General features: G+C 63.6%; 13 protein-coding genes. 5 read left to right on the top strand and 8 right to left on the bottom strand.

Going from position 1 to position 12546, the window contains the following annotated elements; all coding sequences use genetic code 11:
* The first annotated feature begins 95 nt into the window (after window positions 1-95).
* The 5 genes from ACF3ND_RS08800 to ACF3ND_RS08780 all read left to right on the top strand — a co-directional run bounded on the left by ACF3ND_RS08800 (window position 96) and on the right by ACF3ND_RS08780 (window position 4283).
* Window positions 96-557, top strand: a complete 462-nt coding sequence (locus ACF3ND_RS08800) for a curli production assembly/transport protein CsgE (protein WP_394065697.1) — start codon at window positions 96-98, stop codon at window positions 555-557.
* Window positions 558-572: 15 nt separating this feature from the next.
* Entirely contained in the window at window positions 573-1007 is a 435-nt protein-coding gene (locus ACF3ND_RS08795; protein WP_394065696.1) for a curli assembly protein CsgF, read from the top strand.
* Window positions 1004-1963, top strand: a complete 960-nt coding sequence (locus ACF3ND_RS08790) for a CsgG/HfaB family protein (protein WP_394065695.1) — start codon at window positions 1004-1006, stop codon at window positions 1961-1963. The genes ACF3ND_RS08795 and ACF3ND_RS08790 overlap by 4 nt, the downstream gene beginning before the upstream one ends.
* Before the next feature lie 89 nt (window positions 1964-2052).
* Window positions 2053-3162, top strand: a complete 1110-nt coding sequence (locus tag ACF3ND_RS08785; protein ID WP_394065694.1) for a curlin-associated protein — start codon at window positions 2053-2055, stop codon at window positions 3160-3162.
* A gap of 380 nt (window positions 3163-3542) precedes the next feature.
* On the top strand, window positions 3543-4283 hold the full coding sequence (locus ACF3ND_RS08780) for a DNA-binding response regulator (RefSeq protein ID WP_394065693.1): 741 nt from the start codon (window positions 3543-3545) through the stop codon (window positions 4281-4283).
* Window positions 4284-4394: 111 nt separating this feature from the next.
* Here the strand turns inward: ACF3ND_RS08780 and sufT are convergent, their stop codons facing one another.
* The 8 genes from sufT to ACF3ND_RS08740 form a co-directional block, all read right to left on the bottom strand.
* Window positions 4395-4955 (bottom strand): putative Fe-S cluster assembly protein SufT, encoded by a 561-nt coding sequence (gene sufT / locus ACF3ND_RS08775; RefSeq protein WP_394065692.1) that lies wholly within the window; start codon window positions 4953-4955, stop codon window positions 4395-4397.
* An 11-nt stretch (window positions 4956-4966) separates the two neighbouring features.
* Window positions 4967-5419 carry a Fe-S cluster assembly sulfur transfer protein SufU gene (gene sufU, locus ACF3ND_RS08770; protein WP_394065691.1) on the bottom strand — a complete coding sequence of 151 codons (453 nt, stop codon included), beginning with the start codon at window positions 5417-5419 and terminating at the stop codon, window positions 4967-4969.
* Window positions 5419-6666 (bottom strand): cysteine desulfurase, encoded by a 1248-nt coding sequence (locus tag ACF3ND_RS08765; RefSeq protein ID WP_394065690.1) that lies wholly within the window; start codon window positions 6664-6666, stop codon window positions 5419-5421. The genes sufU and ACF3ND_RS08765 overlap by 1 nt, the downstream gene beginning before the upstream one ends.
* Window positions 6663-7970: a Fe-S cluster assembly protein SufD gene (sufD, locus tag ACF3ND_RS08760; protein ID WP_394065689.1), complete on the bottom strand. Its 1308-nt coding sequence runs from the start codon at window positions 7968-7970 to the stop codon at window positions 6663-6665. Before sufD ends, ACF3ND_RS08765 begins: the two co-directional genes overlap by 4 nt.
* Window positions 7967-8746, bottom strand: a complete 780-nt coding sequence (gene sufC / locus ACF3ND_RS08755; RefSeq protein ID WP_394065688.1) for a Fe-S cluster assembly ATPase SufC — start codon at window positions 8744-8746, stop codon at window positions 7967-7969. Before sufC ends, sufD begins: the two co-directional genes overlap by 4 nt.
* A gap of 13 nt (window positions 8747-8759) precedes the next feature.
* Window positions 8760-10208 carry a Fe-S cluster assembly protein SufB gene (sufB, locus tag ACF3ND_RS08750; protein WP_394065687.1) on the bottom strand — a complete coding sequence of 483 codons (1449 nt, stop codon included), beginning with the start codon at window positions 10206-10208 and terminating at the stop codon, window positions 8760-8762.
* Window positions 10205-10699, bottom strand: coding sequence for an SUF system Fe-S cluster assembly regulator (locus ACF3ND_RS08745; RefSeq protein WP_394065686.1), 495 nt, complete (start codon window positions 10697-10699; stop codon window positions 10205-10207). Before ACF3ND_RS08745 ends, sufB begins: the two co-directional genes overlap by 4 nt.
* Window positions 10700-10766: 67 nt before the next feature.
* Entirely contained in the window at window positions 10767-12542 is a 1776-nt protein-coding gene (locus ACF3ND_RS08740; protein ID WP_394065808.1) for an ABCB family ABC transporter ATP-binding protein/permease, read from the bottom strand.
* Between the last annotated feature and the right edge of the window lie 4 nt (window positions 12543-12546).

Genomic DNA, 12546 nt, shown 5'->3' with positions numbered 1-12546 from the left:
CTCTCTACCATAGTCGGTAACGCCAATGTATCAAGCCGTAAGGCTGGGGAACGAAAGGTGCAGCGATGACAAGAACGTATCAACGAAGGAGAGCCATGCTGCTGGCGCTGCTGCTGTCCGCGCTGGGCAGCGCAGCCGCCCAGCCGAGCCGTGACTCCGGCAAGACGCGGCCGGCCAACTTCATGGACGCCATCCGGCAGGCCGAAGTCATACGCAAGAGCCTGTTCGACGATCCGCTCTCGGGCATTGTCGTCAACCGGACCGTCACCGTGCAAGGACAGGAATTCTACCGCTACTTCACCAATCGCTGGCGCGAACTGAGCGCAGCGAGCCCCTTCACCCTGACGGTATTTGAGCGCCCCTCGGCCCGCTGGGGCAGCGAAATCTGGGTGGAATACCGCCGCCAGCGCATGTATCACGCTTTCCTGGCCCCTGCGCGCTCGGGCACGAAGAAAGCCAGCGAGCGCGCCGTGGACCTGGTTCTGGAGAACGTCAATAAAAGCGAAATCGAACGCGTACTCACCCGCAACCCGGATCTGGCTCCGGACGAACTTTGACAAGAGAGACATACCGTGAAGACCTTACTGCCCCTTGCACCCGCCCTGCTGGCCGGCGCCCTGCTCGCGCCCGCCCAGGCGACCGAACTGGTTTACACACCCGTCAATCCGAGCTTTGGCGGCAGCCCGCTCAACGGGCAATGGCTGCTGAATTCCGCCCAGATTACCAACAAGCACACCGACCCGGACGCCCAGGACCTGGGCTCGGCCTTCGAGCAGCGCACTCCTTTCCAGGATTTCAACGACCAGCTCGAGCGCTCGGTGCTCAGCCGCCTGGCCTCGGCCGCCTCCTCGCAATTCGTGGACAGCAACGGCAAGTTCGTGCCCGGCACCTTCGAGACCGGCAGCTTCACCGTCAGCGTCGTGGACGTGGGCGGCGGCGCCTTGACCATCACCACCACGGACCGGATCACCGGCGCTTCCACGACTTTCAGGGTGATGCAGCCATGAAGCCCCCATGCACTGTCTTGAACGCGCGTCCCGCCCGCCTTCTGAGCATGTTGGCGCTGAGCTCGGTCCTGGGCGCCTGCGCCCTGCCCTCCACGCCCGCGGACGTGAACAGCTCCGCCCACCTGACGCCGGCCTCGCCCGCCACCCATGACTTGCTGGAGCTGCCCGCCCCCTCCCAGCGCCTGACCGTGGCCGTCTACGGTTTCCGCGACCAGACCGGACAATACAAACCCAATCCGGACAGCTCCTTCTCCACTTCGGTGACGCAAGGCGCGGCCGCGCTGCTGGTCAAGGCCTTGCGCGACTCGCGCTGGTTTACGCCGGTCGAACGCGAAAGCCTGCAGGAGCTGCTGACCGAGCGGCGCATCGTGCGCGCGCTGGACGGCTCGCAGGAAAACGGCAGCCGGCCGGCGATCCACATTCCGCCCCTGGCGCCGGCTGAAATCATGATGGATGGCGGCATCATCTCCTACGAAAGCAATGTGCGCACCGGCGGAGCGGGCGCGCGCTTTCTGGGCGTGGGCCTGTCCACCCAGTACCGCGTGGACCAGGTCACCGTGAACCTGCGGGCCATCGATGTGCGCACCGGCAACATCCTGCAAAGCGTATCCACCACCAAGACCATTTTTTCCTATGAAGTGCGGCCGAGCGTCTACAAGTTCGTGAACTTCAAGGATCTGCTGGAGATCGAGGCCGGCGTCACCAACAACGAGCCCGCCCAGCTCTCGGTCAAGGAAGCCATCGAGTCGGCCGTGGTGCACCTGATCGTGCAGGGCTTGAAGGAAGGCCAATGGCGCCTGCAGAACGAAGCCGACTGGAACAACGGCATCGTGCAGAACTACCTGAAGCAGAACGAGGTCTACCGCAGCCTGCGCCGGCAGGCCGGCCCGGTCGAGGACATGCCGGTCCAGACGCCGGCGAACAGCGTCCAGGCCGTCCCGGTCGAGGGCGCCTGACCAAGAGCAGACAGTGCGGCGGCTATGCGAAGACCGGCCGCCGCTCTCTCCCCCCCCGAAGGTCTTCGATGTGCAACGAGGAGAAGTACATGAACAGCAAACTGTCCACATTGGCGATCGCTCTGGGCGCGGCCCTGGCCTTGCCCGCCGTGGCCCTGGCCGACAACGCCACGGTGACCCAGACCGGCAGCCACAACAAGGGCGTGGTCCTGCAAGACGGCAACACCAGCGCCAGCGCCACCATAGACGTGAAAGGAGACCGCAACGACGACTACATCGACCAGCAGGACAATGGCTCGGTCCGCGCCACGGTGAAGGTCATCAATGGCAATGACAACAAGGCGGTGGTGGAACAAAGCCGCAGCAGCGGCAACTCCACGGTGAACATCACCCAGTCGCGCAACCGCAACGACGCCTTTGCCAGCCAGGTGCGCGCCACCGGTTCACAGGTGAACATCACGCAGTCGCGCTCCGACAATGACGCGGTGGTCGAGCAGGAACGCAGCAAGTCCGACCAGGCCACCGTCAACCAGAGCGGGACCAGCGGCGATGCCTTCATCCGCCAATACGACACCCAGAACGCCCTGGCCGTCATCAATGACAGCGGCAGCCGCAACGACTCCGTGATCCGCCAGCTCTCCAGCAGCAACGTCAACGCCTACATCACTCAATCCGGCTACAAGGGCGACGCCTACATCAAGCAATACGAGAGCACCGGCTCGACGGCCCGCATCACCGACAGCGGCAAGTACGACAAAGGCGTGATCGACCAGTGGAACGTCAGCAACTCGAACGCCGCCATCATCCAGGGCGGCGGCCACAAGAATGACGCCACCGTCAGCCAGACGGGCCTGTGGTACGGAAACTCGGACCGCCTGAACGCCAGCATCTCCCAAAGCGGCTCGCACAACAAGGCCGTCGTCGAACAGACTGGCTACAGCAACGACAGCAGCATCATCCAAAGCGGCCTGGGCAATGACGCCTACAACGTGCAGTCGGGCGCTGGCAACGACTCCTACATCAGCCAGGGCGGCGCCTACAACAAGGCCGTCGTGACTCAGGCCGGCTACAACCTGGATTCGTCCGTGACGCAGAATGGCTGGGGCAATCGCGCTCAGGTGATCCAGACCGGTTGGAGCCACAACAGCACTGTCAATCAGACGGGCAACTTCAACAACGCCTACGTCCGCCAGAACTAAGGGAACATAATGTAATTGCATATATTTCGGCATTCCGGGAGCAAATGGAATGCCGAGTTTTTTTTCTGCAAAAAAACCAAATTATTGACAGCGGTTGCAAAAGTAACCGGTTGATTACACAGCGATTAGTACAAGACCCAATTCATTATACAAGTCAGATTTATAACAATTGCAATGTTCTGTTTAACAAAAAAATATAATTCGTCAGCCCTGAAATTCAGGCGCCGCCGGATAATTGCACCATAACCGGCTATTTGCATAAATGAAAAAATACTGAAGCCAAAAATGCTGCCCGGAAAAAAATTTTCATGAGCTGATGTTACCAGGCACCGCGGCATCAAGCATGCCGTCGCCATATAAATGCGGCAAGGGAGAGAGCAATGACTACGATCATCGTCGTGGAACCCCATACACTATTCAGACTAGGCATCGTCCGTCTGCTGGCCGATACCCTGCCCGGAGCGCAACTGCTGGGCATGGACTACACGTTCCCGGATGCGCCCGCCCTGGAGCGGCCTTGCGAGCTGCTGCTTCTGTCCATACCGTCCGTCGAAGCCTGCCGTGCCCTGCTGGATCATGCGCATCGCAGCCTGCATCCCAATGCTGTACTCCTGATGGCGGAATCCCATTGCGCCCTGCCTGCGTTTCACGACATGTCCGCCGGGGTCATGGGCCATCTGCTCAAGAACGCCACTCCTGAACTGATGATGGCGTCGGTCAATCTGGTGCTGGCCGGCGGAACCTGCTTTCCCTCGCCCAGCACGGCGGCGCACACCCTCGACGCAGGCCCCGGCGACACGCCCGCTCCCGTCAATCATCATGCCGCGCCGCTGGTCAAGCCGTACGAACCCATACGCTGGCCGCCCGAGGAAAAAGACCAGGGCCGGCTGCACGCGGAGGAAGCCAGGCTGCTGGGGCTGACGCCGCGTCAATATGAAGTGCTGGTGCTGCTGGCCCGCGGCATGACCATCAAGGGCGTGGCCCGCCAGTTGAACATTTCCTCGGCCACGGCCAAGGCGCACGCCGAAACCCTGTACATGCGCATGAACGTGCACAACCGCAACGAAGCGGTCTATCGCGCGGTCTCCATGGGTGCTCGTCTGGGAATGCCCTCCGCATGAACACCATATGGCCGCCGACAGGGAATCTGCCAGGGCTCGCGCTCTGCAACAGACGCGCACCCGGCCCTTACGTGATCAAAAAAAGGCCTGCTGAACAGCAGGCCTTTGTTTTTACAGCATGCCCAGTTGCAGGCGCGCCGATTCGCTCATGCGCTCCCGGCTCCATGGCGGATCCCAGACCAGGTCCACGACGGCTTCTTCCACGCCCTGGATGGTCTGCAGCTTGTAGCGGGCCTCGTCGGCGATCATGGTGCCCATGCCGCAGCCCGGCGCCGTCAGCGTCATCTGCATGGTGATGGAGAAAGCGTCCGGCCCGGTCTGAGTGACCTTGCAGTCGTACACCAGCCCCAGGTTGACGATGTCCACGGGAATCTCCGGGTCGTAGACGCTGGAGAGCACGATCCAGGCCGCGTCCTCCACGGTTTTTTCGGTCAGAGGCAGTGCCGGGACGAAGACCTCCGGCTTGTCCTGGGCGTCATAGCCCAGGGCGTCGGCATCCACGCCCTCGATGCGGTACAGATTGCCCTCCACCATGACGGTGTAGCTGCCGCCCAGCTTCTGGGTGATGGTGGCCGTGCAGCCCTTTTCGATGGTGACCGGGGCGCCATAAGGGATGCTGACCGCCGGGCAATCCCGGCTGACCAGCACATCGTGTCGTTCAAAATAGCTCATGCCTTGCGCCTTTATTCGGTTTGCGCGGTTTCCTTGGCCTGATGGATGGCGTTGTGCAGGGTATGCCAGGCCAGGGTGGCACATTTGACGCGCGCCGGAAACTCGCGCACTCCCGACAACACTTCGAGTTTGCCCAGATCTCGGTCGGGATGAGCCTCGGTCAGCATGGCGTGCATGTCCTGGAACAGAGACTCGAATTCGGCCAGGGTCAGGCCCTTGACGGCTTCGGTCATCAGCGAGGCCGACGCCTTGGAGATCGCGCAGCCGTGGCCGATGAAGCTGACCCGCTGCACGATGCCGTCCTCCACCACCGCGTACACGGCCAATTGGTCCCCGCATAGCGGGTTGTGCCCATTGGCGTGATGGGTGGCGGTATCGATCACTTCAAAATTGCGGGGGCTGCGATTGTGATCAAAGATGACCTCCTGGTAGAGATCGCGCAGCCCGTTGAAATCCTGGCTCATCAGCCAACTCCAAATAATTTTTGCGCTTTGCGCAGGCTGCCCGCCAATGCGTCGATGTCGGCATAGTCGTTGTACAGGGCAAACGACGCCCGAGCGGTGCCCGGGATGCCGAAACGCGTCATCAGGGGCATGGCGCAATGGTGGCCGGCGCGGATCGCCACGCCGTCCATGTCCAGAATGGTGCCCAGGTCGTGCGGGTGTATGCCCTCGACCAGGAAGGAGACGATGCCCGCCTTGCGCTCGGCCGTGCCCACGATGCGCACGCCGGGCAAGGACTGGAGGGCGTCGGTCGCATAGTCCAGCAGCAGGGCCTCGTGTTCGGCGATGCGCTCCATGCCGATGGCCGTCAGGTAATCGATGGCCGCCGCCATCGCGACGGCGCCGGCGATGTTGGGCGTGCCGGCCTCGAAACGCTGCGGCACCGGGGCGTACTGGCTGCCCTCGAAGCTGACGGTCATGATCATGTCGCCGCCGCCCATCCACGGCGACATGCCGTCGAGGATGGCGTGGCGCACGTACAGCGCGCCCATGCCGGTGGGGCCGTACAGCTTGTGGGCGGAGAAGGCGTAGAAATCGCAGTCGATCGCCTGCACGTCCACCACGCCGTGGGGCACGGACTGGGCGCCGTCCACCAGCACCTTGGCGCCGAACTGATGCGCCAGGCGCGTCATTTCGGCAACCGGATTGATGGTGCCCAGCGCATTGGACACATGGCCCACGCCGACCAGGCGGGTCTTCTCGTTGAGCAGCCGGCGATAGGCGTCCTGGTCCAGTTCGCCGTTGTCCAGCACCGGCACCACGCGGATCACCGCGCCGGTGCGCTGGGCGACCAGTTGCCAGGGCACGATGTTGGAGTGATGCTCCAGCCCGGTCAGCAGGATCTCGTCGCCGGCCTTCAGGTTGTCCATGCCCCAGCTATGGGCCACCAGGTTGATGGACTCCGTGGTGCCGCGCGTAAAGACGATCTCTTCGTCGCGCGCGGCGTTCAGGAATGCCCGCACCGTGCTTCTGGCCTGGTCGTACAGGTCCGTGGCGTGCTGGGACAGCCAGTGCACGCCGCGATGGATGTTCGCATTGGACTGTTCGTAGAATCGCGCTTCGGCTTCGATCACGGCGCGCGGCTTTTGCGTGGTGGCGCCGTTGTCCAGGTAGGACAGGCGCTGGCCGCGCACGGGCCGGGCCAGGATGGGAAAGTCGTCGCGATGATTCAACAGGACAGGTTCGGTCACGGGCAATGGGGCGTTCATGCAAGCTCTCCAAGGGCAAGTCCGCCGGGCAGCAAGGCGCTGATGCCCGCCGTGGCGCGGCGGCGCAAGCCGTCCGAGGCGATGCGGTCCAGCGACTGGGCGGCAAAAGCGTAAATCAGCATGTTGCGGGCGTCTTCCTGAGTCATGCCGCGCGAGCGCAGATAGAACAGGCTGTCCGCATCGAGCTGGCCGACGGTCGCGCCGTGCGCGCACTTGACGTCATCGGCGTAGATCTCGAGTTCAGGGCGGGAATCGGCGCGCGCCAGCTTGGACAGCAGCAGGCTGTCCGAACGCTGCACGGCGTCCGTGCCGTCCGCGCCCTTGCCCACCAGCACCCGGCCGCAGAACACGCCGCGGGCGGTGTCGGCCAGGATGCCGCGGTAGTACTCGCGGCTCTGGCAATTGGGCTGCGCGTGGTTGATCACGGTGTTGTGATCCACATGGCGACGCCCATCCACGAAATAAAGGCCATTGAACAAGGTTTCGCAGCGCTCGCCGTTGAACACCGTGGAGATGTCGTTGCGGGCCAGGCGGGCGCCGAAGGACAGCGAATGCGAATTGAACACCGAGCCCTGAGCCTGCTGCACGTCGATGTTGGCCAGGTGGAAGTCCTGAGGGGCTTCCTGCTGCAACTTCAAGTGCGTCAGGTTGGCGTCGCGGGCGACGTTCAGGCGGGTGACGGCGCTGCTGAGCGAGGCTTCGTCGGCCTGCCGGCCCACATAGTGCTCCACCACCGTGGCGCTGGCGCCCGATTCGAGGGCCACCAGGTTGCGCGTGAAACTGGCGCTGCCGCCCTGCGTGCTGACGAACACCAGATGCACGGGTTGCTCCAGCCGCGTGCCGGCGGCCAGGCTGAGCACCGCCCCGTCATGGGCCAGCGCCAGGTTCAGCGCGGCCGTGGACTCGCCCAGGGACTCATCGCCGTACAGGCTCTGGACCCAGTCGCCGTCCTGCTCGATGCATTGGGCAAGCGAGCCCAGGCGCGCGCCGGCGGGCAGCGCGCCTATGCTCGACAGGGAGGCGTCGTAGCGGCCGTCGACGAACACCAGGAAATAACCGTCTTCCTGCTGACGCACCGCCTTGACCAGTTCGGCCGCAAGGCCTTGCGTACGCGGCGCAAAGCGCTGCTGCTCCAGCAAGGCCAGCGAGGTGTGGTGCCAGGCCTCGATGCGCGTGGTCGGCCAGCCTTCCTGCGCGAAACGGTCCAGGGCCCGCTGGCGCAAGGCGCTCAGCCAGGGCAGCGCGGCGCCGGGCCGCTGGGCGGCCTGGGCAGCGAAATCATTCACCCAATCCGGCAGGCTCATACGGCAGCTCCTTTGGCGGCCTCGTCGGCCGCGGCCTGTTCCAGCACCCAGCCGTAACCGCGCTCTTCCAGCTCCAGGGCCAGCTCGCGGCCGCCCGAGCGGATGATGCGCCCGCCCGCCAGCACGTGCACGAAATCAGGCACGATATAGTCCAGCAGGCGCTGGTAGTGAGTGATGACCAGCAGCGAGCGCTCGGGCGAGCGCAGGCGGTTCACGCCGTCGGCCACCACGCGCAGCGCGTCGATGTCCAGGCCCGAATCGGTCTCGTCCAGAATGGCCAGCTTGGGTTCCAGCAGGCTCATCTGCAGCACTTCGTTGCGTTTTTTCTCGCCGCCCGAAAAGCCTTCGTTCACGGAACGGTAGAGGAATTCCTCGCGCATGCCCACGACTTTCATTTCCTCCTTGACGCGCTTGAGGAAATCCATGGCGTCCAGTTCGGGCAGGCCCTGGTGGCGGCGCACGGCGTTGACCGAGGAGCGCAGGAAGTAGGCGTTGGACACGCCGGGGATCTCGATGGGGTACTGGAAGGCCAGGAACAGGCCCGAACGGGCGCGTTCCTCGATCTTCATCTCCAGCAGGTCCTGGCCCAGCCACTGGACCGAGCCGCCCTCGATGGTGTAGTCCTCGCGGCCGGCCAGCACCTGCGACAGCGTGCTCTTGCCCGAGCCGTTCGGGCCCATGATGGCGTGGACTTCGCCGGGGTTGATCTGCAGGTTCAGGCCCTTCAGGATGGGTTTGTCTTCAACCGAGGCGCGCAAATCTTTAATCGTCAGCATTTCATTGTTCTCCTTAACCTACACTGCCTTCCAAGCTGACGCCGAGCAGATTCTGTGCTTCGACTGCAAACTCCATGGGCAATTCTTTGATCACTTCTTTACAAAAACCGTTCACGATCATGGACACGGCGTCTTCGGCGCTCAGGCCGCGCTGCATGGCGTAGAAGAGCTGGTCCTCGCCGATGCGCGAGGCCGTGGCCTCGTGCTCCACGCTGGCCGTGGGATTCTGCACCTCCACCGTGGGAAAGGTGTGGGCCGCGCACTTCTTGCCGATCAGCAGCGAGTCGCACTGGGTGTAGTTGCGGGCGTTCTCCGCCTTGGGCGTGATGCGCACCAGGCCGCGGTAGGAATTGATGCCGTGGCCGGCCGAGATGCCCTTGGAAATGATGGTGCTGCTGGTGTTGCGGCCCATGTGGATCATCTTGGTGCCGGTGTCGGCCTGCTGGCGATGGTTGCTCAGGGCGACCGAGTAGAACTCGCCCTGGGAATCGTCGCCGCGCAGCACCACGCTGGGGTACTTCCAGGTGATGGCCGAGCCGGTCTCCACCTGGGTCCAGGAAATGTGCGAGCGGGCGCCGCGGCATTCGCCGCGCTTGGTCACGAAGTTGTAGATGCCGCCCTTGCCGTCCTTGTCGCCGGGGTACCAGTTCTGCACGGTCGAGTACTTGATCTTGGCGTCATCCAATGCGACCAGCTCCACGACCGCTGCATGCAGCTGGTTCTCATCTCGCATTGGCGCCGTACAGCCTTCCAGATAGCTGACCGAGGCGCCTTCCTCGGCGATGATCAGGGTGCGCTCGAACTGGCCGGTGTCGCGGGCGTTGATGCGGAAATAGGTGGACAGCTCCATGGGGCAGCGCACGCCCTTGGGGATGAACACGAAGGAGCCGTCGGAGAAGACGGCCGAATTCAGCGCGGCGTAGAAGTTGTCGCTGGGCGGCACCACCGTGCCCAGGTACTTCTGGACCAGCTCGGGATGCTCGCGCACGGCCTCCGAGAAGGAACAGAAGATGACGCCCACTTCTTCCAGCTGCTTGCGGAACGTGGTGGCCACCGAGACGGAGTCGAACACCGCGTCCACCGCCACGCCGGCCAGGCGGGCGCGCTCGTGCAGCGGCACGCCCAGCTTTTCGTAGGTGCGCAGCAGTTCGGGGTCGACCTCGTCCAGGCTCTTGGGGCCGTCGGCCTTGCTCTTGGGCGCGGAGTAGTAGCTGATGTCCTGGAAGTCGATGGGCGGATACTCCACGATGGACCAGGTCGGCTCCTTCATGGTCAGCCACTGCCGATAGGCGGCCAGGCGCCATTCGAGCATGAATTCCGGTTCGCGCTTTTTGGCGGACAGGAAGCGGATGACGTCTTCGCTCAGGCCTTTCGGGATGGTTTCGGACTCGATCTCTGTGACGAAGCCCGCCTCGTACTCGCGGTCGAGGAAGGTGTCCAGGTGTTCGTTGACGGTACTCATTCGGTTAACTCCACGTTGGAGGTGCTCGCCTTGTTTCTGGTTTTCAATTCGGGGCCCGGCTTGTGCGTGAGGGGAAATTCATTGGCCGGCGGCCGTATCATGTCCGCAACACTGACTTCTTCCAGCGTGCGCCGGACAATATCGTTGATCCGCTGCCAATTGCTGCGGATATGGCAGTCGGATTCCACTGAGCAGGCGCCGGGGCTGGCCACGCATTCGGTCAGGCCGAAAGGCTGTTCTTCCAGTGCATCGATGATCTGCGCTACACTTATCTGTTTGGCGGGGCGGCCCAGCACATACCCTCCCCGCGCGCCTCGGCTGCTGATGACCAGCTCGTGCTGGCCCAGCAGTTTCAACACCTTGCTGACGGTAGGCTGGCCCAGGCCCAGGATGGCGGCCAAATCAGATGCGCTGAACACACGGTCCGGTTCCCCGGCCATGTGCGTCAGCACCAAAGTGCCGTAATCGATGATCTTGCTGATTCGCAGCATTCGTTCTCTCTGAACTGGTCATGTAGGCATATAGTACCGCTTTGGTACTATATGGTCAAATTATCCCCTAGAGACTTTGCTGGATATGCCACATGCGCGCATAGGCGCCCTGGCGCTCCAGCAGTTCGGCGTGCGTGCCCTGCTCCACGATCCTGCCGCGCTCCAGCACCAGGATCCGGTCCGCGTCCGTGATGGTCGAGAGCCGGTGCGCGATGATCAGCGTGGTGCGCTCGCGCGCGATCTCGCTCAGCTGCGACTGGATGGCGCGCTCGGTGCGGGTGTCCAGGGCGCTGGTGGCCTCGTCGAAGATCAGGATGGGCGGATTCTTGAGCAGCGTGCGGGCGATGGCCACGCGCTGCTTCTCGCCGCCCGACAGCTTCAGCCCGCGCTCGCCCACCACGGTGTCGTAGCCGTCCGGCAAGCCCTGGATGAAGTCATGGATGCTGGCGGCGCGCGCGGCCGCCACGATGTCGTCGCGGCTGGCCTGCGGACGGCCGTAGGCGATATTGTGCAAAATGGTGTCGTTGAACAGCACGGTGTCCTGCGGCACGATGCCGATGTGGCGGCGCAGGCTCTCCTGGCTCCACTGGCGTATGTCCACGTCGTTGACCAGGATGCGTCCGCCCGTGACGTCATAGAACCGGAACAGCAGCCGCGACAGGGTGGACTTGCCCGCGCCCGAGGAGCCCACCACCGCCACGGTCTTGCCCGCAGGGATCTCGAAGCTCAGATGCTCGATCACGGCGCGCCGCGCGTCATAGGCAAAGCTCACGCCCTCGAAGCGCACGCTGGCCTGTGCGCAATCCAGTTCGCGGGCCTGGGGCGCGTCGCGCACTTCCTGCTCGCGGCGCAGCAAGGCGAACATGCGCTCCATGTCGGCCAGCGAATTCTTGATCTCCCGGTACACGAAGCCCAGGAAATTCAAGGGCGCGTACAACTGCGTCAGAAAGGCGGACACCAGCACCACATCGCCCACCGTCATGCGTCCGGCCAGCACGCCCTGCGCGGACATGAGCAGCAAGGCGGTCACGCCCGCACTGATGATGGCTGCCTGCCCCATGTTGAGCATGTTCAGCGACACCTGGTTGCGCACGGCGGCGTCCACCCACTGCCCCATGTTCTGGTCGTAGCGGGCCATCTCGTACTGCTCGTTGCCGAAATACTTGACGGTTTCATAGTTCAGCAAGGCGTCGATGGCGCGCGAATTGGCCCGGCTGTCCAGCTCGTTCATGGCGCGCCGGTAGCGCATGCGCCACTCGGTCACCAGCAGCGTGAACACGATGTAGCAGGCGATCGTGCCCAATGTCACCAGCGCGAAGCGCCACTCATAGCGCCACAGCAGGATGCCGCAGACCAGCGCGATCTCCAGCAGCGTGGGCAGGATATTGAAGACCAGGAAATTGAGCAGAAAGCTGATGCCCTTGGTGCCGCGCTCGATGTCGCGGGACAGGCCGCCGGTCTGGCGTTCCGTGTGAAAGCGCAGCGACAGGCCCAGCAGATGCCGGAACACATGATTGGCGATCAGGCGCACCGAACCTTGCGTGACGCGGGCGAACAGGGCGTCGCGCACCTCCCCCAGGGCGCTGGAGGCCAGGCGCACCGCGCCATAGCCCAGCAGCGCCGCCACCGGCAGCACCAGAACCGTGGCCGGCAGGCTCAGCGCGTCGATCACCTGCTTCAGGTAGATGGGCATCAGGACGGTGGCCACCTTGGCCAGCACCAGGCAGGCCAGCGCCAGCAGGACGCGCTTCTTGAAGCGCCACACATAAGGAAAGAGGGATTTCAGGGTGCCGAAGTTACCGGAGGCACCATCGAGGGAAGGAGGACGAGGAGGCACAAGCAGAGGG

This window comes from Alcaligenes sp. WGS1538 (assembly GCF_043187505.1).
Lineage (GTDB): Bacteria > Pseudomonadota > Gammaproteobacteria > Burkholderiales > Burkholderiaceae_B > Alcaligenes.
The sequence above is the reverse complement of the archived record's forward strand: the minus strand, read 5'-3'. Positions and strand labels throughout refer to the sequence as shown.